This is a genomic window from Pseudomonas sp. AC193 (assembly GCF_979258075.1).
Map to the genome: position 1 here is coordinate 2,045,541 of NZ_OZ409832.1, position 26,039 is coordinate 2,071,579.

Annotated in this window: 13 protein-coding genes and 2 pseudogenes; 11 read left to right on the forward strand and 4 right to left on the reverse strand. The window is 59.5% G+C overall.

All coding sequences use genetic code 11. The features are described 5' to 3' along the window. The first annotated feature begins 291 nt into the window (after positions 1–291). The 7 genes and pseudogenes from tpx to ACZZ0D_RS09495 all read left to right on the forward strand — a co-directional run bounded on the left by tpx (position 292) and on the right by ACZZ0D_RS09495 (position 13,432). Complete coding sequence (tpx, locus tag ACZZ0D_RS09465; protein ID WP_008086450.1) at positions 292–792, forward strand: thiol peroxidase; 501 nt, start codon at positions 292–294, stop codon at positions 790–792. A gap of 185 nt (positions 793–977) precedes the next feature. Then, complete coding sequence (locus ACZZ0D_RS09470; RefSeq protein WP_463553034.1) at positions 978–2,285, forward strand: MdtA/MuxA family multidrug efflux RND transporter periplasmic adaptor subunit; 1,308 nt, start codon at positions 978–980, stop codon at positions 2,283–2,285. Further along, positions 2,282–5,383: an MdtB/MuxB family multidrug efflux RND transporter permease subunit gene (locus tag ACZZ0D_RS09475; protein ID WP_463553035.1), complete on the forward strand. Its 3,102-nt coding sequence runs from the start codon at positions 2,282–2,284 to the stop codon at positions 5,381–5,383. Before ACZZ0D_RS09470 ends, ACZZ0D_RS09475 begins: the two co-directional genes overlap by 4 nt. 142 nt (positions 5,384–5,525) lie before the next feature. Continuing rightward, a pseudogene (locus ACZZ0D_RS09480) lies at positions 5,526–8,626 on the forward strand (efflux RND transporter permease subunit). Beyond that, the gene (locus ACZZ0D_RS09485; protein WP_463553036.1) at positions 8,623–10,092 is read left to right on the forward strand and encodes an efflux transporter outer membrane subunit; all 1,470 of its coding nucleotides are present in this window, start codon (positions 8,623–8,625) and stop codon (positions 10,090–10,092) included. Before ACZZ0D_RS09480 ends, ACZZ0D_RS09485 begins: the two are co-directional and overlap by 4 nt. Before the next feature lie 262 nt (positions 10,093–10,354). Beyond that, entirely contained in the window at positions 10,355–12,436 is a 2,082-nt protein-coding gene (locus tag ACZZ0D_RS09490; protein ID WP_463553037.1) for a putative bifunctional diguanylate cyclase/phosphodiesterase, read from the forward strand. 249 nt (positions 12,437–12,685) lie between these two features. Beyond that, the gene (locus tag ACZZ0D_RS09495; RefSeq protein WP_053120606.1) at positions 12,686–13,432 is read left to right on the forward strand and encodes an SDR family oxidoreductase; all 747 of its coding nucleotides are present in this window, start codon (positions 12,686–12,688) and stop codon (positions 13,430–13,432) included. A gap of 133 nt (positions 13,433–13,565) precedes the next feature. Here the strand turns inward: ACZZ0D_RS09495 and mapR are convergent, their stop codons facing one another. From mapR to ACZZ0D_RS09510, 3 genes are all read right to left on the reverse strand, one after another. Beyond that, entirely contained in the window at positions 13,566–14,975 is a 1,410-nt protein-coding gene (mapR, locus tag ACZZ0D_RS09500) for a GntR family transcriptional regulator MpaR (RefSeq protein WP_463553038.1), read from the reverse strand. A 239-nt stretch (positions 14,976–15,214) separates the two neighbouring features. Continuing rightward, positions 15,215–16,645 (reverse strand): cytochrome c oxidase accessory protein CcoG, encoded by a 1,431-nt coding sequence (gene ccoG / locus ACZZ0D_RS09505; RefSeq protein ID WP_463553039.1) that lies wholly within the window; start codon positions 16,643–16,645, stop codon positions 15,215–15,217. A 195-nt stretch (positions 16,646–16,840) separates the two neighbouring features. Further along, positions 16,841–17,089 carry a DUF3203 family protein gene (locus ACZZ0D_RS09510; RefSeq protein WP_053120599.1) on the reverse strand — a complete coding sequence of 83 codons (249 nt, stop codon included), beginning with the start codon at positions 17,087–17,089 and terminating at the stop codon, positions 16,841–16,843. 122 nt (positions 17,090–17,211) lie between these two features. Between ACZZ0D_RS09510 and ACZZ0D_RS09515 the strand changes: the two genes are divergently transcribed. Continuing rightward, the gene (locus tag ACZZ0D_RS09515) at positions 17,212–17,724 is read left to right on the forward strand and encodes an MgtC/SapB family protein (protein WP_053120597.1); all 513 of its coding nucleotides are present in this window, start codon (positions 17,212–17,214) and stop codon (positions 17,722–17,724) included. Between the two features lie 112 nt (positions 17,725–17,836). Here the strand turns inward: ACZZ0D_RS09515 and ACZZ0D_RS09520 are convergent, their stop codons facing one another. Next, a complete protein-coding gene (locus ACZZ0D_RS09520) occupies positions 17,837–17,995 on the reverse strand; it encodes a hypothetical protein (RefSeq protein WP_003224520.1) in 159 nt (52 codons plus the stop codon). Positions 17,996–18,211: 216 nt separating this feature from the next. On the opposite strand from ACZZ0D_RS09520, the gene ACZZ0D_RS09525 reads away from it, so the two are divergent. The 3 genes and pseudogenes from ACZZ0D_RS09525 (at position 18,212) to glgB (ending at position 25,978) form a co-directional block, all read left to right on the forward strand. After that, positions 18,212–20,209 (forward strand): alpha-1,4-glucan--maltose-1-phosphate maltosyltransferase, encoded by a 1,998-nt coding sequence (locus ACZZ0D_RS09525; protein ID WP_463553040.1) that lies wholly within the window; start codon positions 18,212–18,214, stop codon positions 20,207–20,209. Between the two features lie 195 nt (positions 20,210–20,404). Then, positions 20,405–23,746, forward strand: a complete 3,342-nt coding sequence (gene treS / locus ACZZ0D_RS09530) for a maltose alpha-D-glucosyltransferase (RefSeq protein ID WP_053120593.1) — start codon at positions 20,405–20,407, stop codon at positions 23,744–23,746. Positions 23,747–23,748: 2 nt separating this feature from the next. Beyond that, a pseudogene (glgB, locus tag ACZZ0D_RS09535) lies at positions 23,749–25,978 on the forward strand (1,4-alpha-glucan branching protein GlgB). The last annotated feature ends 61 nt before the right edge of the window (positions 25,979–26,039 follow it).

A 26,039-nucleotide genomic window follows, 5' to 3' on the forward strand; every position in this document is an offset into this window, starting at 1 on the left:
GGGTTCACTGCTTAATCGAACGGGCCGGACATGAATCGACAGCGTTGCTGAAAAAGCTTTCTGTAGGAGTGAGCCTGCTCGCGATGGCGGTGTGTCAGTCAGCATTGGTGTCGTATGACATGCCGCCATCGCGAGCAGGCTCACTCCTACATTGAATCGCTTTCAATGTGTATACAATTTCGTGTGCTGGCACCTGACAATTTCATTTTGGGCATAGGTCGTCGGACAATTTCGTGGTTAACTTCCGCTTCTTGCATGCTCTCCAACCACAACGTTAGAAGGACTCAAGTCATGGCTCAAGTCACCCTTAAAGGCAATCCGGTTCAAGTTAACGGCCAGTTGCCACAAGCCGGTTCCAAGGCGCCAGCCTTTTCCCTGGTTGCCGGCAATCTGTCCGACGTCACCCTGAAAGACTTCGCCGGCAAGCGCAAAGTCCTCAACATCTTCCCAAGCGTTGACACCCCGACCTGCGCCACTTCCGTGCGCAAATTCAACGCTCAGGCCAACGAAGTCGCCAACACTGTCGTGCTGTGCATCTCCGCTGACCTGCCGTTCGCTCAAGCACGCTTCTGCGGCGCCGAAGGTCTGGAAAACGTTCAGAACCTGTCGACCCTGCGCGGTGCCGAGTTCATCGAAAACTACGGCGTGGCTATTGCTGACGGCCCGCTGAAAGGTCTGACTGCCCGTGCCGTTGTGGTGCTGGACGAGAACGACAACGTGCTGCACAGCGAACTGGTCAAGGAAATCGCTGAAGAGCCGAATTACGACGCTGCTCTGGCCGTCCTGAAGTAAGCTCTGCCACAGCGCTTTACAATTGTTAACGGCCTGGCTCTGTCCAGGCCGTTTTCATTTGTGTATCAGTGTTTTGCCTCACACCTTGAAACGTAAGATGAAGGTAAATTGCCGGTAAAGCTGCTTTGCTTAATCGTCACCAGTGCTTATCGTTCAGCCTCCCGTAAAAGAAGCCCACGCGCCCAATGGTTAATCACTCCATGCAATCGTCCCCCCGCAACACCCGTCGCTGGCTGATCAGCCTGCTTGTCTTGTTGGTTATCGCTGTTCTGTGCTGGAAATTCTGGCCGGCCGGTTCAGCCCACAAGGAGGGCGGTGATAAGGCGGCGGCCGGTCATGCCGGGCGTTCGGGGATGATGAGGCCAGGCTTCGGCGGCGGCACCGGGCCGATTCCGGTGCGCGTGGCGCCGGCGGTCACCGGTGACTTTCCGCTGTATTACAAAGCGCTGGGCACGGTAACGGCGCTCAACACCATCAATGTGCGCAGCCGGGTGGGCGGCGAATTGGTGAAGATCAATTTCGAAGAAGGGCAGATGGTCAAGGCGGGCGACCTACTGGCAGAGATCGATCCGCGTCCTTACCAGAATGCGTTACTGCAGGCTGAGGGCACCTTGTTGCAGAATCAGGCGCAATTGAAGAACGCTCAGGTCGACGTCGAGCGTTATCGCGGTCTTTTCAAGGAAGACAGTATTGCCAAGCAGACTCTGGACACCGCCGAAGCGCTGGTCGGCCAGTATCTGGGCACGGTAAAAACCAATCAGGCGGCGGTCAACGACGCCAAGCTCAATCTTGAATTCACCAAGATCCGTGCACCGATTGCCGGTCGCGTCGGTCTGCGTCAGGTTGACGTCGGCAACCTTGTGGCGGCCAACGACACCACATTCCTCGCGGTGATCACCCAGACCCAACCGATCAGCGTCGCCTTCACGCTGCCGGAAAACAGCCTCGAAACCGTGCTCGCCCGCTACCGCAGCGGCGCCAAATTGCCGGCCGAAGCGTGGGATCGTGGCGACACCAAACTGCAAGCCACTGGCGTATTGCAAAGCCTCGACAACCAGATCGACGTTGCCACTGGCACCCTGAAATTCAAGGCCCGTTACGACAACCGCGATCAAGCGCTGTTTCCGAATCAGTTCGTCAACGTGCACTTGCTGGCCGACACCCTCACAGGCGTGGTACTGGCCCCGTCTGCTGCGATCCAGTTCGGCACCAACGGCACCTTTGTTTATGCGCTCGACGGTGACAAGAAAGTCACCATCCGCCAACTGAAAATCGGTGCCAGCGATGGTAATAACACCGTGATCACCGAAGGCCTGGCGGCAGGCGACCGTGTGGTGCTGGAAGGCACTGACCGCTTGAAAGAGGGCAGTGAAGTGGAAGTGGTCAACGACAGCAATGCCGTGCCGACCACCCCAACCGAACACTTGCAGGGCAAATCCGCTGCCGCCGCGCCAGACGCTGCCGTGACTGACAAGGCCAAGAAGGGCGCATGAACATTTCGCGGCTGTTCATCCTCCGTCCGGTAGCCACTACCCTGAGCATGCTGGCCATTGTTCTGGCCGGCCTGATCGCTTATCGCCTGCTGCCGGTCTCGGCGTTGCCGCAGGTCGATTACCCGACCATCCGCGTCATGACCCTGTATCCCGGCGCCAGCCCGGACGTAATGACCAGCGCCGTGACCGCGCCACTTGAACGTCAGTTCGGGCAGATGCCGGGTCTGACGCAAATGGCCTCGACCAGCTCCGGCGGCGCGTCGGTGCTGACCCTGCGTTTCAGCCTCGACATCAACATGGATGTTGCCGAACAACAGGTGCAGGCCGCGATCAACGCCGCGACCAATCTGCTGCCGACCGACTTGCCGGCACCGCCGGTGTACAACAAGGTCAACCCGGCAGACACCCCGGTGTTGACCCTGGCCATCACCTCGAAAACCATGTTGCTGCCCAAACTTAATGATCTGGTCGATACGCGCATGGCGCAGAAAATCGCCCAGATCAGCGGCGTCGGCATGGTCAGCATTGCTGGCGGTCAGCGTCAGGCGGTACGGATCAAGGTCAACCCCGAAGCCTTGGCGGCCAACAGCCTCAACCTGTCTGACGTGCGCACTTTGATCGGTGCCTCCAACGTCAACCAGCCGAAAGGTAACTTCGACGGCCCGACCCGGGTGTCGATGCTCGACGCCAACGATCAACTGACGTCGCCCAAGGATTACGCCAACCTGATCCTCGCCTACAAAAACGGCGCGCCGTTGCGGCTCAAGGACGTAGCGGAAATCGTCGATGGCGCCGAGAACGAACGCCTCGCCGCGTGGGCCAACCAGAATCAGGCAGTGTTGCTGAACATTCAGCGCCAGCCGGGCGCCAACGTCATTGAAGTGGTCGACCGGATCAAGGCGCTGCTGCCAAGCATCACCGACAACCTGCCGGCCGGCCTCGATGTCACGGTACTGACAGACCGTACGCAAACCATTCGCGCTTCGGTAACCGATGTTCAGCACGAACTGCTGATAGCCATCGCGCTGGTGGTCATGGTCACGTTCCTGTTCTTGCGTCGTGCCAGCGCCACGATCATTCCATCGGTGGCGGTGCCGTTGTCGCTGATCGGCACCTTCGGTGTGATGTACCTCGCCGGGTTCTCGGTCAACAACCTGACGCTGATGGCGTTGACCATCGCCACCGGTTTTGTGGTCGACGATGCCATCGTCATGCTGGAAAACATCTCTCGATTTATCGAAGAGGGCGACAGCCCCATGCAGGCAGCGCTCAAGGGCGCCAAGCAGATTGGCTTCACCTTGATTTCCCTGACTCTTTCGTTGATCGCCGTACTGATTCCGCTGCTGTTCATGGCGGATGTGGTCGGGCGCTTGTTCCGTGAATTTGCCATCACCCTCGCGGTAGCGATCCTGATTTCGCTGGTGGTCTCGCTGACCCTGACGCCAATGATGTGCGCACGTCTGCTCAAGCGTGAACCTGAGCCGCATGAGCAGGGCCGCTTCTACCGTGCCAGTGGCGCAGTGATCGACTGGATGATCGCCGAGTACGGGCGGATGCTGCGTTGGGTGCTCAAGCACCAACCGCTGACCTTGCTGGTCGCTATCGGCACTTTGGCGTTGACCGTGTTCCTTTACATGATCGTGCCGAAGGGCTTCTTTCCGGTGCAGGACACCGGGGTGATTCAGGGGATTTCCGAGGCGCCGCAGTCGATTTCCTTCGCCGCCATGGGCGAGCGCCAGCAAGAACTGGCGAAGATCATTCTTGAAGACCCGGCGGTACAAAGCCTGTCGTCGTACATCGGTGTCGATGGCGACAACTCGACGCTCAACAGCGGCCGCTTGCTGATCAACCTCAAACCGCACAATCAACGGGATCTCACCGCCACGGAAGTGATTGCCCGCCTGCAGCCGAACCTGGACAAACTGGTCGGCATCCGTCTGTTTATGCAGCCGGTGCAGGATCTGACTATCGAAGACCGCGTCAGCCGCACGCAATACCAGTTCAGCATGTCGTCGCCAGACTCGGAGTTGCTCAGTGAATGGAGCGGGCGTTTGGTCGAGGCATTGGCGCAACGCCCGGAACTGACCGACGTCGCCAGTGATTTGCAGGACAAAGGCTTGCAGGTGTACCTGGTGATTGACCGCGATGCGGCCTCGCGCCTGGGTGTGTCGGTGGCGAATATCACCGATGCACTGTACGACGCGTTCGGTCAGCGGCAGATTTCGACCATCTACACCCAGGCCAGCCAATACCGCGTGGTGCTGCAAGCGCAGTCCGGCGAGAAAATCGGCCCGCAGGCGCTGGATCAGATTCACGTGAAAACCACGGACGGCGCGCAGGTGCGCCTGTCGAGTCTGGCCCACGTCGAGGAGCGTCAGGCACAACTGGCGATCACCCACATCGGCCAGTTCCCGGCAGTGATGATGTCGTTCAACCTCGCCCCGGGCGTGGCGCTGGGGCATGCGGTGGACATCATTGATCAAGTGCAGAAAGACATCGGTATGCCGGTCGGCGTGCAGACGCAGTTCCAGGGCGCGGCCGAAGCATTCCAGGCGTCGCTGTCGAGCACCTTGCTGCTGATTCTGGCGGCGGTGGTGACCATGTACATCGTGCTCGGCGTGCTCTACGAGAGCTACATCCACCCGATCACCATTCTCTCGACCTTGCCGTCGGCGGCGGTCGGTGCCTTGCTGGCACTGCTGCTCAGCGGCAATGATCTGGGGATGATCGCGATCATCGGCATCATCTTGCTGATCGGTATCGTGAAGAAAAACGCGATCATGATGATCGACTTCGCCCTTGATGCCGAACGCAATCAGGGCATGGCGCCCGAGCAGGCGATCTATCAAGCCGCACTGCTGCGTTTCCGGCCGATTCTGATGACCACGCTGGCGGCGCTGTTCGGCGCGGTGCCGCTGATGCTCGCCACCGGCTCTGGCGCGGAATTGCGTCAGCCGCTGGGTCTGGTGATGGTTGGCGGGTTGCTGGTGAGCCAGGTACTGACGTTGTTCACCACGCCCGTGATCTACCTGTACTTCGACCGCCTCGGTCGCCGGTTTGGCAAAACCAATGCCGACAGCGCAGAGGTGCCGGTATGACTGTCTGCACGCATTCCCGATGTAGGAGTGAGCCTGCTCGCGATGAGGCCGGCACATCCAACATTTATGTGAGCAGACAAATTGCTATCGCGAGCAAGCCCGCTCCCACAGGGGAATGGTGTGAAGCTGGGGATTGCGGTCAATGAATCTGTCCGGTTCATTTCATCAAGCGCCCGGTCGCGACCATGCTGCTGAGCCTGGCGATCATGCTGCTGGGCGGTGTCAGCTTCGGCCTGCTGCCGGTGGCGCCGCTGCCGCAAATGGATTTCCCGGTGATCGTCGTGCAGGCCAGCCTGCCCGGTGCCAGTCCGGAGGTCATGGCGTCCACCGTGGCCACGCCGCTGGAGCGCTCATTTGGCGCCATCGCCGGCGTCAACACCATGAGCAGCCGCTCCAGCCAGGGTTCGACGCGGGTCATTCTGCAATTTGACCTCGACCGCGACATCAACGGTGCGGCGCGGGAAGTGCAGGCGGCAATCAACGCCTCGCGCAATCTGTTGCCGAGCGGGATGCGCAGCATGCCGACCTATAAAAAGGTCAACCCGTCGCAGGCGCCGATCATGGTGCTGTCGCTGACCTCGGATGTGCTGGAAAAAGGTCAGCTTTACGATTTGGCCTCGACGATTCTGTCGCAGAGCCTGTCGCAGGTGCAGGGCGTCGGCGAAGTGCAGATCGGCGGCAGTTCGTTGCCGGCAGTGCGCATCGAACTCGAACCGCAGGCGCTGAACCAGTACGGCGTGGCGCTGGATGACGTGCGCAAAACCATTGCTGACGCCAACGTGCGCCGGCCCAAAGGTTCGGTCGAGGACGGCCAGCGGTTGTGGCAGATTCAGGCCAACGATCAACTGGAGAAAGCCAAGGATTACGAGTCGCTGATCATCCACTACGCCGATGGCGCCGCATTGCGCCTCAAAGACGTGGCCAAAGTCAGCGATGGTGTGGAAGACCGCTACAACAGCGGTTTCTTCAACGATGACGCCGCGGTGTTGCTGGTGATCAACCGTCAGGCCGGCGCCAACATCATCGAGACGGTCAACGAAATCAAGGCGCAACTGCCGGCACTGCAAGCGGTATTGCCAGCCAGCGTGAAGCTTAATCTGGCGATGGATCGCTCGCCGGTGATCAAGGCGACGTTGCACGAAGCGGAAATGACCCTGCTGATCGCCGTGGCGCTGGTGATTCTGGTGGTGTTCCTGTTCCTCGGTAACTTCCGCGCCTCGCTGATCCCGACGTTGGCGGTACCGGTGTCGCTGGTCGGCACCTTTGCGGTGATGTACCTCTATGGATTCTCGCTGAACAACCTGTCGCTGATGGCGCTGATTCTGGCCACCGGTCTGGTGGTCGACGACGCCATCGTGGTGCTGGAGAACATTTCCCGGCACATCGACGAAGGCGTCAAACCGATGGAGGCTGCTTACCTCGGGGCCAAGGAAGTCGGTTTTACCTTGCTGTCGATGAACGTCTCGCTAGTGGCGGTGTTCCTGTCGATCCTGTTTATGGGCGGGATCATCGAGAGCCTGTTCCGCGAATTCTCCATCACCCTGGCGGCGTCGATTGTGGTATCGCTGGTGGTGTCCCTGACGCTGACGCCGATGCTCTGCGCGCGCTGGCTCAAGCCGCACACGCCGGGGCAGGAAAACCGTCTGCAACGTTTCAGCCGCCGCACCAACGACTGGATGGTTGGCAAATATGCCACCAGCCTCGATTGGGTGCTGCGTCATCGCCGCCTGACCTTGCTCAGTCTGTTGATCACGGTCGGCGTCAACGTTGCCTTGTATGTGGTCGTGCCGAAAACCTTCATGCCGCAGCAGGACACCGGCCAGTTGATCGGTTTCGTGCGCGGCGACGATGGTCTGTCGTTCAGTGTGATGCAGCCGAAAATGGAGACCTTCCGTCGTGCTGTGCTCAAGGACCGAAGCGGTGGAAAGTGTTGCCGGGTTTATCGGCGGCACCAACAACGCCTTCATGCTCGTGCGTTTGAAACCGATCAAGGAACGTCAAATATCGGCGCAGAAAGTCATCGAGCGGCTGCGCAAGGAAATGCCCAAGGTGGCTGGCGCGCAATTGATGCTGATGGCGGATCAGGATCTGCAGTTCGGCGGTGGCCGCGAACAGACCACCTCACAGTACAGCTATATCCTGCAAAGTGCAGATCTCGGTTCGCTGCGCGAGTGGTACCCGAAAGTGGTGACCGCGTTGCGTGCGCTGCCAGAGTTGACCGCCATTGATGCCCGCGAAGGCCGAGGCGCGCAACAGGTGACACTGATTGTCGACCGTGATCAGGCCAAGCGTCTGGGCATCGACATGGACATGGTCACTTCGGTGCTGAACAACGCCTACAGCCAGCGGCAGATTTCGACGATCTACGACAGCCTCAACCAGTATCAGGTGGTGATGGAGGTCAATCCGAAATATGCGCAGGATCCGGTGACGCTCAAGCAAGTACAGGTGATTACCGCCGACGGTGCGCGCGTGCCGTTGTCGACCTTTGCCCACTATGAAAGCAGTCTGGAAGACGACCGCGTCAGCCACGAAGGGCAGTTCGCCTCCGAGGACATTTCCTTCGACATGGCCGAAGGCGTGACGGTGGAGCAGGGCAGTGCCGCCATCGAACGGGCGATTGCCAAACTTGGCTTGCCTGAAGACGTGATCGCAAAAATGGCCGGTACCGCCGATGCTTTCGCCGCCACGCAGAAGAGCCAGCCGTTCATGATTCTTGGCGCGTTGCTCGCGGTGTATCTGGTGTTGGGTGTGCTGTATGAAAGCTACATTCACCCGCTGACGATTCTGTCGACGTTGCCGTCGGCCGGGGTCGGCGCGTTGCTGTCGATCTATGCCTTGGGTGGCGAGTTCAGCCTGATCTCGCTGCTCGGCCTGTTCCTGTTGATTGGCGTGGTGAAGAAAAACGCGATTCTGATGATCGACCTGGCGCTGCAACTTGAACGCCACCAAGGCATGACTCCACTGGAGTCGATCCGCAGTGCTTGCCTGCAACGTCTGCGGCCGATTTTGATGACCACGCTGGCAGCGATTCTCGGCGCCTTGCCGTTGCTGCTCAGCCGCGCGGAAGGTGCGGAAATGCGCCAGCCACTGGGCCTGACCATCATCGGCGGGCTGGTTTTCAGCCAGGTGCTGACGCTTTACACCACACCTGTGGTTTACCTCTATCTCGACAAGCTGCGCCATCGTTTCAACAAATGGCGTGGCGTGCGTACTGACGCCGCTCTGGAAACTCCGCTATGACTGATCGTTCGCTTATCCATATGGCCACTGTGCGCGGCTCGCGTCTGTTAAGCCTATCGCTGTGCGTGGCGATGCTCAGTGCCTGTGCTGTCGGCCCCGATTATCAGCGCCCGCAAACCGCTGAAATCGCTCAGTACAAGGAAGCCGAGGGCTGGCGTCAGGCCAATCCGAGTGACTCGCTGGCCCGTGGCGCCTGGTGGGAGCTGTACGGCGATCAGCAGCTCAATGGCCTGATCGAAAAACTCAACAGCTCCAACCAGACCGTCGCGCAATCGGAAGCGCAGTTCCGTCAGGCGCAGGCCTTGGTACGCAGTGCGCGCGGCGCGTTCTATCCGAGCGTTGACCTGAGCGTGGGCAAAACCCGCTCCAGCCAGGGCACCGGCAGCAGCAGTTCGAGTTTGAGCAGTTCTTCCAGCGGTATTCGCGACACCTACAACGCGCAGTTGGGCGTCAGTTGGGAAGCCGATATCTGGGGCAAACTGCGCCGTGGTCTTGAGGCCGATCAGGCCAGTGCTCAAGCGAGTTATGCCGATCTGGCGGCGATGCGTCTGAGCCAGCAGTCGGAACTGGTGCAGAACTACCTGCAGTTGCGGGTGATTGATCAGCAGAAACGTTTGCTCGAAGCCACGGTGGCGGCGTACGAGCGTTCGCTGAAAATGACCCAGAACCAGTATCGCGCCGGTGTGTCCGGACGTGATGCGGTGGCGCAGGCGCAAACCCAGCTGAAAAGCACTCAGGCCGATCTGGTCGACCTGATCTGGCAACGCGCGCAATTCGAAAACGCCATTGCCGTGCTGACCGGGCAGGCGCCAGCCGATTTCAACATTGCCGAAACCCAGAACATCCCGAACCTGCCGCAAGTGCCGTTGAGCTTGCCGTCGCAACTGCTGGAACGCCGCCCGGACATCGCCTCGGCCGAACGCTCGGTGATTGCGGCCAACGCGAATATTGGCGTGGCGAAAGCGGCGTATTACCCGGATCTGTCGCTGAGTCTGAGCGGTGGTTACAGCAGCAGTACCTCGCGAGACCTGGTCAGCTTGCCGAACCGCTTCTGGTCAGTCGGGCCGAAACTGGATCTGCCACTTTTTGACGGCGGCATCCGTTCCGCCGAAGTCGATCGCACTGAAGCTGTGTACGATCAGACCGTGGCCAAATACCGCCAGACCGTGCTCGACGGTTTCCGCGAAGTGGAAAACTATCTGGTGCAGCTCAAGGTGTATCAGGACGAAGCCGCCGTGCGCCAGGAAGCGCTGGATGCGGCGCGCGACTCTCTGCGCCTGACGGAAAACCAGTACAAGGCCGGGCTGATCGCCTATATCGATGTGGTGGTGGTGCAAGCCACGGCGCTGAGCAACGAACGCAGCGTGCTGAACATTCTGCAAAGCCGCCTCATCGCCAGCGTGCAACTGATCGCCGCGCTGGGCGGTGGCTGGGATGGCCAACTGGACGTAACCGACACCCAATAAGGCGCTTCCCCCCCTGTAGGAGCTGCCGAAGGCTGCGATCTTTTGATCTTTAAAACAGTGTCAAAAGATCGCAGCCTTCGGCAGCTCCTACAGGGTAAGAGGTGCTTTCCAGAGCCTTGTAGGACGATCAAACAAGCGTTTCATCGGCTTGATGGCAATTTGCTTACTTTGTCAGTGCGTTCTTCCGCGCAATCAGTACAATCGCCGCATTTGCCCAGCCGAGAATGGACGCAGTACGGTTTGGGTGGTCAAGAGAACTTTCATGCTCACTGGTAGCTATTCCTCCACCCTCGTACTCATCTCGTTATGCGTGGCGATTCTCGCCTCGTACACCGCCCTCGACCTCAGCGGCCGCATCGCCACCGCCAAGGGCCGCGCCGTGCATTTCTGGACGGCGGGCGGCGCATTGGCCATGGGGGTCGGCGTCTGGTCAATGCACTTCATTGGCATGCTCGCCTTCAAACTGCCGATTGATCTGGGTTACGACATTGGCATCACCGCGCTGTCGCTGCTGATCGCCGTGCTGTCGTGCGGCTTTGCACTATGGCTGGTCAGTCAGCCGAAGCTACCAATCTGGCAACTGGCCTTCGGTGCGCTGATCATGGGCGCCGGTATCAGCACCATGCATTACACCGGCATGGCCGCGATGCGCATGACCCCAGGCATCGATTACGACCCGACACTGTTCAGCGCATCGTTGCTGATCGCGGTCGGCGCCTCGGCCGCCGCGCTGTGGATTGCCTTTCGCCTGCGCCAGCATTCGCCGTATGTACGGCTGATTCGTGGCGGTGCGGCGGTGATCATGGGCATCGCCATTGTCGGCATGCACTACACCGGCATGGCCGCTGCGAAGTTTCCTGACGGCAGCTTCTGTGGCGCGACCATCGATGGCCTGAAGGGCAATGGCCTCGACAGTCTGGTGCTGATCACCACGTTGGCGGTGCTGTCGATCGCCTTGCTCACCTCGATTCTTGATGCTCGCCTCGAAGCGCGCACCGCTGATCTGGCGCACTCGCTGACCGCAGCCAACCGCGAACTGACGCAACTGGCCCTGCACGACACGCTGACCGGTTTGCCGAACCGCATGTTGCTCGATGACCGCATCAATCAGGCGATGAAAAAGGTGCATGAACAGGGCGGCTGTTTCGCCTTGATGTTCATCGATCTGGATGGCTTTAAACCAGTCAACGATGCGTTCGGCCATCACATGGGCGACCAGTTGCTGCGCGAAGTGGCGCAACGCCTGCGCGAAGATCTGCGCAGTCAGGACACGCTCGCGCGCATCGGCGGCGACGAATTCGTTTTGCTGGTGCGCCTCGCCGAAACGAACGATGCATTGAGCCTGGCGGCGCGTCAGGTTGGCCTGATCGCACGCTCGTTCCGCGTGGCTGAACACGATTTGCAGATCTCTGCCAGCGTCGGCATCGCCCTGTATCCGGGCAATGGCCAGACCACGCAAGAACTGCTGATGAACGCCGACGCGGCGATGTACCACGCCAAGGGTGGCGGCAAAAACGGTTACAGCTTCTTCGACGCGTCGATGAACAGCAATGCGCGCAAGCAACTGCAACTCCTGCAGGATTTGCGTGCGGCGCTGGAACACAGCCAGTTCAGCCTGCATTACCAACCCAAATTCGATGCGGCCAACGGTTGCCCGGTCGGTGCCGAGGCGCTGCTGCGCTGGGAGCATCCGCTGCACGGCATGCTGATGCCGGACAAGTTCATTGATCTGGCGGAGAAAACCGGTTTGATCATTCCGATCGGCGAGTGGGTGCTCAATGAAGCCTGCCGCCAGATGCGCGAGTGGTACGTGCTCGGTTACACCGACTGGCGCATCGCAGTAAACCTGTCGGCGTTGCAGTTCTGTCATGCCGGGTTGGTGCAGAGCGTGGCCAAAGCGTTAGCGACTCATCGTCTGCCGGCCAACAGCCTGACCCTGGAAATCACCGAAACCACCGCCATGAGCGACGCCGATGCGAGCATGACGGTGTTGCAGGAGTTGTCGGACATGGGCGTCGATTTATCGATCGACGACTTCGGTACCGGTTATTCGAGCCTGATGTACCTCAAGCGTTTGCCGGCCAATGAACTGAAGATTGATCGTGGCTTTGTGCGTGATCTGGAGCATGACAGCGATGATGCGGCGATCGTTTCGGCGATTGTCGCGCTGGGCCAGGCGCTGGGTTTGCGCATTGTTGCTGAAGGCGTGGAGACAGGCGTACAGCAGGATTTTCTGACGCAATTGGGCTGTGATTCGTTGCAGGGTTATCTGCTCGGGCACCCGATGCCGGCGGAGCGGTTTATGCAGGACATCGTGCGCGGCGAACAACTCGCTCAAGTCTGAGATTCCTTGTGGTGAGGGGATTTATCCCCGATGGGCTGCGAAGCGGCCCCTCATACCTGCACCCAGTTCTTGCTGACACACCGCACTGGATGTTTTTGGGGCTGCTGCGCAACCCATCGGGGATAAATCCCCTCGCTACAGGGGGCGGTGTTCAACAGGGTGGATGTTTACGACAACCCATGCAAAACCCGGCAATGGCGGTTATTCTTTCCCCCGACTGTTATGGGTGCATTCGGGGGAAGGGCCAGCATGGATAAAGTCATTGTGATCACCGGTGGCGGGCGCGGGATTGGCGCTGCTACGGCGTTGTTGGCGGCCGAACAAGGCTATCGGATCTGCATCAATTATCAGTCGGATGAACAGGCCGCGCATAGCGTGCTGGAGCAAGTCCGTGCACTGGGCGCACAAGCCATTGCGGTTCGCGCCGACGTCAGCATCGAAGACGAAGTGGTCGCGCTGTTTCAGCGCGTCGACACCGAACTGGGCCGGGTCACCGCCCTGGTGAACAACGCCGGCACCGTCGGGCACAAATCGCGGGTCGACGAAATGTCCGAATTCCGCATCCTCAAAATCATGAAAACCAATGTTTTGGCACCGATCCTCTGTGCCAAGCACGCGATCCTGCGCATGTCGCCAAAACATGGCGGGCAGGGCGGCAGCATCGTCAACGTCTCGTCGGTGGCGGCGCGTCTGGGCTCGCCGAATGAGTACGTCGATTACGCCGCCTCCAAAGGCGCGCTCGATACGTTCACCATCGGCCTGTCCAAGGAAGTGGCAGGCGAGGGCATTCGCGTTAACGCGGTGCGCCCGGGTTACATCTACACCGATTTCCACGCGCTGAGCGGCGATCCTGATCGGGTCAGCAAGCTTGAGTCAGCGATTCCGATGGCCCGTGGGGGGCGACCGGATGAAGTGGCGGAGGCGATTGTCTGGTTGTTGTCGGACAAGGCTTCGTATGCGACGGGGACGTTTGTTGATTTGGGTGGCGGGCGTTAAGACCTGAATTTGCATGGGCAGTTCTGGCCTCTTCGCGAGCAAGCCCGCTCCCACATTGGATGTGTGAACGACACATAACCAGTGTGGGAGCGGGCTTGCTCGCGAAGGCGGTAGCGGCGGCAACATCAAGCTGTCAGAACGACCGCACAATCCGCCCCAACGTCTCCATCGCTTTTTCCGAATCCTCCGTCCACGGGCTGCCATAGTTCAGGCGAATGCAATTCCTGAAGCGCTGCGTCGGCGAAAAGATCGGCCCCGGGGCGATGCTGATGCCTTGTGCCAGCGCCATCTGAAACAACTTCAACGAATCCATCTGCTCTGGCAGCTCCAGCCACAAAAAGTAGCCGCCGGCGGGTTGGCTGACGCGTGTCTGGGCCGGGAAGTAACGGGCGATGGCGGCGAGCATGGCGCTTTGCTGCTCTTCCAGGGCATAGCGCAATTTGCGCAGGTGGCGGTCGTAGCCGCCGTGCTGCAGGTAGTCGGCAATCGCTGCTTGCGCGGGCATCGAGGCGCACAGCGAGGTCATCAGCTTCAGCCGTTCGATTTTTTGCGCGAAGCGCCCGGCAGCGACCCAGCCGATGCGGTAGCCGGGAGCCAGGCTTTTGGCGAACGAACCGCAGTGCATGACCAGACCTTCGGTGTCGAAGGCTTTCGCCGGTTTCGGCGCTTGCTGGCCGTAATAGAGTTCGGCGTAGACGTCGTCTTCGATCAGCGGCACTTGGTGACGGCGCAGCAGTTCGACCAGTTCCTGTTTCTTCGCCTCGGGCATGGTTGCGCCCATCGGGTTCTGGAAACTGGTCATGCACCAGCAGGCTTTGATCGGGTGACGTTCGAGCGTCTGCGCGAGCACATTGAGGTCGATGCCGTCGCGCGGGTGCACGGGGATTTCCACGGCTTTAAGTTTGAGGCGTTCGAGCACTTGCAGACTCGCATAGAACGCCGGGGCTTCGATGGCCACCAGATCGCCGGGTTCGGTCACCGCTTGCAGGCACAGGTTCAGCGCTTCGAGGGCGCCGTTGGTGATCAGCAACTCTTCCATTGGCAGCATCAGGCCGCCGACCATGTAACGCAGGGCGATCTGGCGGCGCAGTTGCGGGTTGCCCGGCGACATGTCGGTGACGACCATGCGCGGATCCATCTCCCGCGCGGCGCTGGCCAGCGACCGGGACAGGCGTTGCAGGGGGAACAGGGTCGGGCTGGGGAAGGCTGAGCCGAAGGGCACGGTGTTTGGATCTTTGATCGAATCGAGTACCGAGAACACCAGTTCACTGACGTCGACTTCGGTGGATTCGTTGACCTGATGGCTGATCACCGGCTCCGAGAACGGGCTCGGCGCATGGGCGTTGACGAAGTAGCCGGAACGGGGGCGGGCGCGGATCAGGCCTCGGCGCTCGAGCAGGTAGTAGGCCTGGAACACGGTGGAGGGGCTGACGCCGTAGGTCTGGCTGGCGTAGCGCACCGAGGGCACGCGCTGGCCGGGACCGAGGACGCCGGAGCGGATCAGTTCAGCGATGTCGTCGGCGAATTTTTCGTAGCGTTTCATCGAGGAGCCTTGGTGCTTGTTGATTGATAGGTGTCAGGGGAAAAGCCCCTCACCCTAGCCCTCTCCCGGAGGGAGAGGGGACTGATTGGGGGATGCTGGCGAAGTACGCCGACCTGAAAGTGCTGTGTTGAATCCATAATCGCCTCGGTCTTTCAGGTCGATGTGTAACGCCAGACACCTCGGTCGGCTCCCTCTACCTCTGGGAGAGCGCTGGGGTGAGGGGCCGCAATTGCAAGGTTTCAGCGATTCATCGGCGCCACAAACCGGCTCTTCGCCACGCTGTAAACCTCCGGCTCATCGCTATCACTCACTTTGAAATTCAACGTTTGCGAACTACTCGCGGGCCGTTCCGTCGTCATTGCCACCGACACCGGCACATCGACAATCTCGCCCGGTGCAAGACTCAACTCAGTCTTACCCTGCAACTGAAAGCCGTCCCCGTCCAAAAGGCTCAGATTGTAAACCTGACGTTGCTGGGTTTTGTTGATGACTTTGAGACTGTAGATGTTTTCGATCTGGCCTTGAGCGTTCTCTCGGAACAGCCCGCGATCCTTGGTGACGTCCAGCGAGACCATCGGCCGTTCAACCAACGCCAGGGCGAGTGCGCCGATCATCAGCAGCAACACCACCGTGTAACCGATCAGCCGAGGCCGCAGCAGGTGGGTTTTACCGCCCTGCAGTTCGCGTTCAGAGCTATAGCGAATCAGCCCGCGCGGGTAGTTCATTTTGTCCATGATCGAATCGCAGGCATCGATACACGCCGCGCAACCGATGCATTCCATCTGCAAGCCGTCGCGGATGTCGATGCCGGTCGGACATACCTGCACACACAGTTGGCAGTCGATGCAGTCGCCCAAACCGGCCTCGGCGGGTTTCACATCGCGTTTGCGCGGGCCACGGTTTTCGCCGCGCGCCACGTCGTAGGCAATCGTCAGGGTGTCTTTGTCGAACATCACGCTCTGGAATCGCGCATACGGGCACATGTGCATGCACACCGCTTCGCGCAGCCAGCCGGCGTTGATGTAGGTGGCGGCGGTAAAGAACAGCACCCAGAACAGACTGACCCCGCCGATTTGCAACGTCAGCAACTCTTCAGCGAGCGGACGAATCGGCGTGAAGTAGCCGACAAACGTCAGCCCGGTCAGCACGCTGATCGCCAGCCACAAAGTGTGTTTGGCGGCACGGCGCGCCAGTTTGTTCAGGCTCCACGGCGCCGCTTGCAGTTTGATCCGCTGGTTGCGTTCGCCTTCAGTGATCTTCTCGCACCACATGAAAATCCACGTCCACGAGCTCTGCGGGCAGGTGTAACCGCACCAGACCCGGCCGGCAAACACGGTGATGGCGAACAGGCCGAACGCGGCGATGATCAGCAGTGCCGACAGCAAGATGAAATCCTGTGGCCAGAAGGTCGCGCCGAAGATGTGGAATTTGCTTTCCGACAGATCCCAGAGCACGGCCTGACGCCCGCCCCAGTTCAGCCACACCGTGCCGAAAAACAACAAAAACAGAAACCCCGCGCCGCTCATACGCAAGGTGCGGAACAGGCCGGTGAAGCTGCGGGTGTGGATTTGATTGTCGCTGGATTTTGCCGTCGCCTTCATTGGGCGTGCGGGAATGCTTTTTATAGTTGGAGATGCGTCTACGGTTCGGACGGGGATTTGTTCGCTCATGGTCGTTCGCTCATCAGCCTCCATCAGGCCAGCGAACTATGGGCGTCGATCTGTTTGCATAACAGACTCAGGTATTTGAATAAAAAGCGTATCAGATGCGCTTTTGGACATGTCCTGCGACAACTTGAAGCAGCCCGCAGGCAAAGGCGCAAACGCCTATCGCAGGCGTCTGCGCCGGGTGTTGACCAAGGTCAGTCAAATCACCGAATCACTCTCATCAGCCTTGAGATGCTTACGACCGTCCTTGGCACCTGCTACGGTCAAGGCGTCGGCTTCTGCTTCGGTGATGTACACGCGCTTGCCTTCTATCTCAACGAAAGACATGGCTTTTTCACTGTCCGTTTTGACTTCCAGGGTGTCGCAGATGCGAATTTCCTCGCCATGTTCGACGGTAAAGAAACACACTTTTTGCTCGGGATTGGATTCATCGACGCGCAGGGGCATGGGGCTGTCCTTTTTCCGGGGGTGTCTGAAACGTTAGGGCGCATGCTTTGCCGATCGTTCGGCGCAACCGATTAATGGTCGCCGCTGTCCATCATCTATCGACTCATAAAAAGGACGGCACGATGAACGCCTGGTGGCATGAAGTGTGGGTGACGCTGCAAGCGGAATTTGCCGACATTGGTGACGCGTCGCAGCTGACGCGAATCACCGTACGGCTGGTGATGGCGGCGGTATTGGGCGGGATTCTCGGTTTCGAACGCGAGCATAAAGGCAAGGCGGCCGGGGTGCGCACGCACATGTTGGTGGCGCTCGGCGCGGCGCTGTTTGTGCTGGTGCCACAGACGTCAGGGGCGGAGTCCGATGCGATGAGCCGGGTGCTGCAGGGGGTTATCGCCGGGATCGGCTTCCTTGGTGCGGGCACGATTTTGAAGAACAAGGAAGGCGATGAAGGTCACGTCAAAGGCCTGACCACGGCAGCGGGGCTGTGGATGACGGCGGCGATTGGGGTGGCGGCGGGGTTGGGCAAGGAGGCGACGGCGCTGCTGAGTACTTTGCTGGCGCTGGGGATTTTCAGCGTGATGCCCCGGATCGTGCGTTTGTTTGAGAAGGATGAACAGAAAAACGATCTGCTCTAACCACAAATTCGTGTAGGAGCTGCCGAAGGCTGCGATCTTTTGATCTTTATAAAAAGCAACATCAAAAGATCGCAGCCTTCGGCAGCTCCTACAGGGGTGATGTCAGGGGATATCAGACGATCACCGGCGGCATCGTCGTTGGTGGTTCTTCTTTCGGCGGAGGCGTGGTGCCTGGCGGCTCTTGCTCTGGAATCGGTTGCGGTTCGGTTTCCGGAAGAGTGGGTTTGTCGATGTTCGGATCAGGCGTTTCGGCCGGGATCGGGATGTTCATCAGTAGACCTCCGTGTGGCACATGGCGTGAGAAGTGCTTAAGTGGATTGACCACCTCGTGGCGAATTCGATCCGCTTTTCTGTAACGGCAATTTCATCTGAACTTTTCCCGGCACCGGTCGCTCGGAACCTAAGTGAGTTCATTCCGGACGGGCGCTCGATTGCGAACGCTGAACCGGCACAAGAGCGTCCTTTGGGCGTTAAGGAGAGATGCTCAATGACTGCTGAAAACCCCTCAGAACTAAGCTACAACCCGCACATTCCGCTGTCGCAGGCTTTGTTGCTGCCACGCATCGCCATTGAAGACACCATGCCGACCCTCGATGGCGGGCAGTTCGCCGTGAAGTCGATTGCCGGCCGTGAAGTGGTGGTCACCAGCAAAGTCTTCGCCGACGGTCACGACAAGCTGGCGGTGCGCATTCGCTGGCGCGAGGAAGGCGAGGAGACCTGGCAAAGCGAGGTCATGTCCGACCAGGGTAACAATGGCTGGAAGGGTCGATTCCGCCCCGAGCATCAGGGTCGCTTTCTGTATTGCATCGAAGCGTGGATCGATCATTTCGCCAGTTTTCAGTACGAACTGGAAAAGAAGCACACCGCCGCCGTGCCGGTCTCGCTGGAGTTGCAGGAAGGTCGCACGATGGTGCAGCAGGCCGCCGAACGCAGCGAAGGTCAGCTCAGCGAACAGCTCGCCGCGCTGCACCATGAACTGTCCGGGCTGCTCGAAACCGAGCAGGTCGCGCTGTTTCTGCACTCGCGCAGTGCGCAATTGATGGCCGAGGCCGATCACCGCGCCTACCTGAGCGTCAGCGCTGAATTCCCGATGGACGTCGAACGCGAACTGGCCGAGTTCGCCAGTTGGTACGAGCTGTTTCCGCGCTCGATCACCGACGACCCCAAACGTCACGGCACCTTTAATGACGTGCACTCGCGCTTGCCGATGATTCAGGACATGGGTTTCGACGTGTTGTACTTCACGCCGATCCACCCGATTGGCCGCGCGCATCGCAAGGGCCGTAATAACTCGCTGACGGCGGGGCCGGATGATCCGGGCAGTCCGTACGCGATTGGCAGCGAGGAGGGCGGTCACGAGGCGATTCACTCGCAACTCGGCACCCGCGAGGACTTCCGTCGACTGGTTGCAGCCGCCGCTGATCATGGTTTGGAAATCGCTCTCGATTTCGCCATTCAGTGTTCTCAGGATCACCCGTGGCTCAAGCAGCATCCGGGTTGGTTCAACTGGCGCCCGGACGGCACGATCAAATACGCGGAAAACCCGCCGAAGAAATATCAGGACATCGTCAACGTCGACTTTTACGCGCCGGATGCGATTCCGAGTCTGTGGGTCGAGTTGCGTGACATCGTCGTCGGTTGGGTCAATGAAGGCGTGAAGATCTTCCGCGTCGACAACCCGCACACCAAACCGTTGCCGTTCTGGCAGTGGCTGATTGCCGATGTGCGCGCGCTGCATCCGGAAGTGATCTTCCTCGCCGAGGCGTTTACCACGCCGGCGATGATGGCGCGTCTGGGCAAGGTCGGGTACACGCAGAGTTACACCTATTTCACCTGGCGCAACACCAAGGCCGAACTGGCCACGTACCTCACCGAGCTGAATGAATCGCCGTGGCGCGAGTGCTACCGGCCGAATTTCTTCGTCAATACACCCGACATCAACCCGGCGTTTTTGCATGAATCGGGACGCCCGGGTTTTCTGATTCGCGCAGCGCTGGCCACCATGGGCTCGGGCCTGTGGGGCATGTATTCGGGGTACGAACTGTGCGAAGCGGCGCCGGTGCCGGGCAAGGAGGAATACCTTGATTCGGAGAAGTACGAGATCCGCGTCCGCGACTTCACCGCGCCGGGCAACATCATTGCCGAGATTGCCCAGCTCAACCGCATCCGCCGACAGAACACGGCGTTGCACACGCATTTGGGGCTGAAGGTCTACAACGCCTGGAACGACAACATTCTCTATTTCGGCAAGCGCAGCGCCGATGGCAGCAACTTCATTCTAGTCGCGGTCAGCCTCGATCCGCATAACGTGCAGGAAGCGAATTTTGAACTGCCGCTGTGGGAAATGGGCCTGCCGGACGACGCGACGACCCACGGTGAGGATTTGATGAACGGGCATCGCTGGGACTGGCATGGCAAATACCAGTTCATGCGGATTGACCCGGCATATCAGCCGTTCGGGATTTGGCGGATTACCACTACGTAAATCACTGCACTGCACCCTGTGGCGAGGGGATTTATCCCCGTTCGGCTGCGCAGCAGTCGCCAATTTCATGCAGCGCGGTATGTTTTGGTAAAAACGGGGCCGCTTCGCGCCCCAACGGGGATAAATCCCCTCGCCACAGGAGTCCTCAATTCAGAGGTATTTGTGTGGTGCCAGAGAATTCAGCAGGAGTTTCACATGGCGAAGAAACCCAATGCAGCCACCTTCATCAAAGACCCGCTCTGGTACAAGGATGCGGTGATTTACCAGGTTCACGTCAAATCGTTTTTCGACTCCAACAACGACGGGATCGGCGACTTTCCCGGCCTGATCGCCAAGCTCGATTACATTGCCGAACTCGGCGTCAACACCATTTGGCTCCTGCCGTTCTACCCGTCGCCACGTCGCGATGATGGCTACGACATTGCCGAATACCGTGGCGTGCACAGCGATTACGGCACCATGGCCGACGCCAAACGCTTTATCGCCGAAGCGCACAAACGCGGCTTGCGAGTAATCACCGAGCTGGTCATCAACCACACCTCCGACCAGCACCCGTGGTTCCAGCGTGCTCGCAAAGCCAAACCCGGCTCGGCGGCGCGCGACTTTTACGTGTGGTCGGATGACGATCAGAAATACGACGGCACGCGGATCATCTTCCTCGACACCGAAAAGTCCAACTGGACGTGGGATCCGGTCGCTGGCCAATACTTCTGGCACCGCTTCTATTCGCACCAGCCCGACCTTAATTTTGATAACCCGCAAGTGATGAAGGCCGTGCTCTCGGTGATGCGTTACTGGCTGGACATGGGTATCGACGGTCTGCGCCTCGACGCCATTCCGTACCTGATCGAGCGCGACGGCACCAACAACGAAAACCTTCCTGAGACACACGACGTTCTCAAGCAGATTCGCGCCGAAATCGACGCAAACTATCCCGACCGCATGCTGCTCGCCGAAGCCAATCAGTGGCCGGAAGACACCCAGCTGTATTTCGGCGACACCGACGCCAAAGGCCTGAATGGCGACGAATGCCACATGGCCTTTCACTTCCCGCTGATGCCGCGCATGTACATGGCGCTGGCTCAGGAAGACCGTTTCCCGATTACCGATATTTTGCGTCAGACCCCGGAAATTCCGGCGAACTGCCAATGGGCGATTTTCCTGCGCAACCACGATGAACTGACCCTGGAAATGGTCACCGACAAAGAACGTGACTACCTGTGGAATTACTACGCCGCTGACCGTCGCGCGCGGATCAACCTTGGTATTCGTCGACGTCTGGCGCCGTTGATGGAACGCGATCGTCGTCGCGTCGAACTGCTCAACAGCCTGCTGCTGTCGATGCCGGGCACGCCGACTCTGTATTACGGCGATGAAATCGGCATGGGCGACAATATCTATCTAGGCGACCGCGACGGCGTGCGTACGCCGATGCAATGGTCGATCGACCGCAACGGCGGTTTTTCCCGCGCCGACCCGGCCAGTCTGGTGCTGCCGCCGATCATGGATCCGCAGTACGGTTATCTGTCGGTCAACGTCGAAACGCAGGCGGGCGATCCGCATTCGTTGCTCAACTGGACGCGGCGCATGCTTGCCGTGCGCAAACAGTCGAAAGCCTTTGGTCGCGGCACGCTGAAAATGCTCTCGCCAAGCAACCGCCGCATTCTCGCGTACACCCGCGAATTCACCGATGCCGACGGCAAGCACGAAATCATTCTCTGCGTGGCTAACGTCTCGCGCAGTGCGCAAGCGGCGGAGCTGGATTTGTCGGCCTACGTCGGCATGGTGCCGGTGGAAATGTTGGGCGGTAATGCCTTCCCACCGATTGGCCAACTGAATTTCCTCCTGACCCTGGCGCCGTACGGCTTCTACTGGTTTGCCTTGGCCTCGGAAAACCAGATGCCGAGCTGGCACGTCGAGCCCGCGCAGAGCTTGCCGGACTTCACCACGCTGGTGCTGAAAAAACGCATGGAAGAACTGCTTGAAGCGCCATCCCGCGCGACGCTGGAGCAAAACATCCTGCCGAACTGGCTGCAAAACCGTCGCTGGTTCGCCGGCAAAGGCGCGGCCATCGACAACGTGCAAATGGCTTACGGCGTGCGCTTCGGCGATGCCCAGCACCCGGTGTTGCTCAGCGAAATCGAGGTCACCAGCGCTGGCCACACCAGCCGTTATCAACTGCCATTCGGTTTCATTGCTGAAGATCAGGTCGGCCCGGCATTGCCGCAGCAACTGGCGTTGGCTCGGGTTCGACGCGTGCGTCAGGTCGGCTTGATCACCGATGCGTTCAGCCTCGAAGCGTTTATTCGCGCCGTGCTGCAAGGCATGCAGAACAACACCGTGCTGGAATCGAGCGAGGGTGAAATTCGCTTCGCACCAACGGCGCAACTGGAAAAACTCGGCCTCGGTGTCGAGTCGGAAGTGCGCTACCTGTCGGCGGAGCAATCGAACAGTTCGGTGGTGATCGGCAACAGCCTGGTGTTGAAACTGATCCGCAAAGTCGCCTCGGGCGTGCACCCGGAACTGGAGATGAGCGCGTACCTGACCGAGGCCGGTTTCGAAAATATCTCGCCGCTGCTTGGTTCGGTGATTCGCCGCGACGCCAAGGGTCAAGACAATCTGTTGATGATCGCCCAAGGCTATCTGAGCAATCAGGGCGATGCCTGGGAATGGACGCAGAACAACCTCGAACGGGCGCTGCGCGACGAACTCGCCGATGCCATGTCCGAGCAGGAACAGCATTACAACGCACTCGGCGAGTTGAAGGACTTCGCCGGCATGCTCGGTCAGCGTTTGGGCGAGATGCACAAAGTGCTCGCCGCGCCGACTGACAACGTCGATTTTGCGCCGCAGGTGTCGACGGCCAAGGATGCGCAGGCCACGGGCAAAGATATCGCCGCGCAAGTCGAGCACGCGCTGAAACTGCTCAAGCAGCATCAGGGCGAACTCAGCGCGGCGGATCAGCAACTGGTCAAACGCTTGCTCGACGAGAAGAAAACCATTCTGGCCCACGTCCAGGATCTGGCGAAAAAAGCTGTCGGTGGTTTGCAGATTCGTGTTCACGGCGACCTGCATTTGGGCCAGGTGCTGGTGATCAAGGGTGATGCGTACCTGATCGACTTCGAGGGCGAACCAGCGCGGCCATTGAGTGAGCGCCGCGGCAAACACAGTCCGTACAAAGATGTCAGCGGCGTGCTGCGTTCGTTCGATTACGCCGCGGCGATGACCATCAATGTGCAGAACGTTGATCACGGCGCGGAGTCTGAAGACGCACGTCGTCGTGTCGCGCAACGTTATTTGAATGAAGCGCGAGCGGCATTTGTTCAGGCATATCGCCGAGCGGCAGCTAGTCTTGATCATGCTTGGCAAGATCCTGAAGGGGCCGACGCTGCGCTGGCATTGTTCGGTCTGGAGAAGGCGGCCTATGAAGTGGCCTATGAAGCCGAAAATCGCCCGACGTGGCTGCCCGTGCCGTTGCACGGTTTGTATGGGTTATTGACAGGGCTTAAACCCTTTTCCGATCTTGGTGGAGAGTAGTCATGAGTTTCTCGAACAAGGAACAGGGTCAGAAAGAAGCATTGTTGCCGGCGGCGAAGGACATCGACGCGCTGGTACGTGCTGAACATCACGATCCGTTTTCGATTCTGGGGCCCCACGGCGATGGCGCCGGCGGGCAGTTTATTCGTGCGTATTTACCCGGTGCATTGAGCGTTGTCGTGCTGGACAAGGACTCCGGCGAAGAACGCGGGCCTCTGGAACAGACCGAAACACCGGGGCTGCTTGTCGGCCATTTTGATCAGGCGCGACCGTATCAGCTGCGCACGCGTTGGGCCGGTGGCGAGCAAGTGGCGGAAGATCCGTACAGCTTCGGCCAGTTACTCGGTGAAATGGATTTGTATCTGTTTGCCGAGGGCAATCACCGCGACCTCAGTAGCTGCCTCGGCGCGCAACTGACAAGCGTTGATGGTGTCGACGGCGTGCGCTTTGCCGTGTGGGCGCCGAATGCGCGACGCGTTTCGGTGGTCGGTGACTTCAACGTCTGGGATGGCCGTCGTCATCCGATGCGTTTGCGCCATCCGTCCGGGGTCTGGGAGTTGTTTATCCCGCGCCTGCAAGCGGGCGAGTTGTATAAATACGAGATTCTCGGCGCGCACGGGATTCTGCCGCTCAAGGCTGACCCGATGGCGCTGGCCACCAGCCTGCCGCCGGACACCGCATCGAAAGTCGCCGCGCCGCTGCAAGTCAATTGGCAGGATCAGGACTGGATGAACAGCCGTCATGATCGGCAAAAACATTCAGCGCCACTGTCGATTTATGAGCTGCACGCCGGTTCGTGGCAATGTGAGCTGGATGATCTTGGCGAAGTCGCGCGCCAGTACACCTGGCCGGAACTGGCTGAGCGGCTGATTCCGTACGTGAAAGAACTTGGTTTCACCCACATCGAATTGATGCCGATCATGGAGCACCCGTTCGGCGGTTCCTGGGGCTATCAGTTGCTCTCGCAATTCGCCCCGAGTGCGCGCTACGGCACGCCGGAACAGTTCGGCGACTTCGTCAACGTCTGCCACCAGGCGGATATCGGCGTGATCCTCGACTGGGTGCCGGCGCATTTCCCTACCGATACCCACGGTCTGGCGCAATTCGACGGCACCGCGCTGTACGAATACGGCAATCCGCTGGAAGGTTTCCACCAGGATTGGGACACGCTGATTTACAACCTCGGGCGCACTGAAGTGCATGGCTACATGCTCGCTTCGGCGTTGCATTGGCTGAAGCATTTCCACATTGACGGTCTGCGCGTGGATGCCGTGGCTTCGATGTTGTATCGCGACTATTCGCGCAAGGCTGGCGAATGGGTGCCGAACCGCCATGGCGGTCGCGAGAATCTGGAAGCCATCGACTTCCTCCGTCATTTGAACGACGTGGTTGAGCTGGAGGCACCGGGCGCGCTGGTAATCGCCGAAGAATCGACAGCGTGGCCGGGGGTCAGCCAGAGCACGCAGCAAGGCGGTTTGGGTTTCGCCTACAAATGGAACATGGGCTGGATGCACGATTCGCTGCATTACATTCAGCAGGATCCGGTGTACCGCGCCCATCATCACAATGAGCTGAGTTTCGGTCTGGTTTACGCGCTGGTCCGAACGTTTTATCCTGCCGATCTCCCACGATGAAGTGGTGCACGGCAAACATTCGCTGATCGACAAGATGCCCGGCGATCGCTGGCAGAAATTTGCGAATCTGCGTGCTTATCTGAGTTTCATGTGGACGCATCCGGGCAAGAAGCTGCTGTTCATGGGCTGCGAGTTTGGTCAGTGGCGCGAGTGGAATCACGATCAGCAGCTGGATTGGTATCTGCTGCAGTATTCCGAGCACAAAGGTGTGCAGAAACTGGTTGGCGACCTTAATCGGCTGTACCGCGAAGAACCGGCACTGCACGATCAGGACGATGCGCCTCAGGGTTTCCAGTGGTTGATTGGTGATGATGCGATCAACAGTGTTTATGCCTGGCTGCGCTGGAGTAAGGACGGCAAACCGGTGCTGGTGGTGGCGAACTTCACGCCGGTGCCGCGTCAGGCGTATCGGGTCGGCGTGCCGTTTGCCGGGCGCTGGACGGAGTTGCTCAACAGTGATGCTGACACGTATGCGGGTTCCAATTACGGCAATGGTGGCGGGGTGTTTACCGAAGAAGTGCCGAGCCATGGGCAGTCGATGTCGCTGGAACTGAATCTGCCGCCGTTGGCGGTGTTGATCCTTAAACCTGAGGGTTGATCTAGAACCGAGTCGCGGCCTTCGCGAGCAAGCTCGCTCCCACAATGGATCCCGGGTGTTC

Coding starts and splice junctions, on each gene's coding strand:
- tpx (WP_008086450.1), top strand. CDS start 292: ATGGCTCAAGTCACCCTTAAAGGCAATCCGGTTCAAGTTAACGGCCAG.
- ACZZ0D_RS09470 (WP_463553034.1), top strand. CDS start 978: ATGGTTAATCACTCCATGCAATCGTCCCCCCGCAACACCCGTCGCTGG.
- ACZZ0D_RS09475 (WP_463553035.1), top strand. CDS start 2,282: ATGAACATTTCGCGGCTGTTCATCCTCCGTCCGGTAGCCACTACCCTG.
- ACZZ0D_RS09485 (WP_463553036.1), top strand. CDS start 8,623: ATGACTGATCGTTCGCTTATCCATATGGCCACTGTGCGCGGCTCGCGT.
- ACZZ0D_RS09490 (WP_463553037.1), top strand. CDS start 10,355: ATGCTCACTGGTAGCTATTCCTCCACCCTCGTACTCATCTCGTTATGC.
- ACZZ0D_RS09495 (WP_053120606.1), top strand. CDS start 12,686: ATGGATAAAGTCATTGTGATCACCGGTGGCGGGCGCGGGATTGGCGCT.
- mapR (WP_463553038.1), bottom strand. CDS start 14,975: ATGAAACGCTACGAAAAATTCGCCGACGACATCGCTGAACTGATCCGC.
- ccoG (WP_463553039.1), bottom strand. CDS start 16,645: ATGAGCGAACAAATCCCCGTCCGAACCGTAGACGCATCTCCAACTATA.
- ACZZ0D_RS09510 (WP_053120599.1), bottom strand. CDS start 17,089: ATGCCCCTGCGCGTCGATGAATCCAATCCCGAGCAAAAAGTGTGTTTC.
- ACZZ0D_RS09515 (WP_053120597.1), top strand. CDS start 17,212: ATGAACGCCTGGTGGCATGAAGTGTGGGTGACGCTGCAAGCGGAATTT.
- ACZZ0D_RS09520 (WP_003224520.1), bottom strand. CDS start 17,995: ATGAACATCCCGATCCCGGCCGAAACGCCTGATCCGAACATCGACAAA.
- ACZZ0D_RS09525 (WP_463553040.1), top strand. CDS start 18,212: ATGACTGCTGAAAACCCCTCAGAACTAAGCTACAACCCGCACATTCCG.
- treS (WP_053120593.1), top strand. CDS start 20,405: ATGGCGAAGAAACCCAATGCAGCCACCTTCATCAAAGACCCGCTCTGG.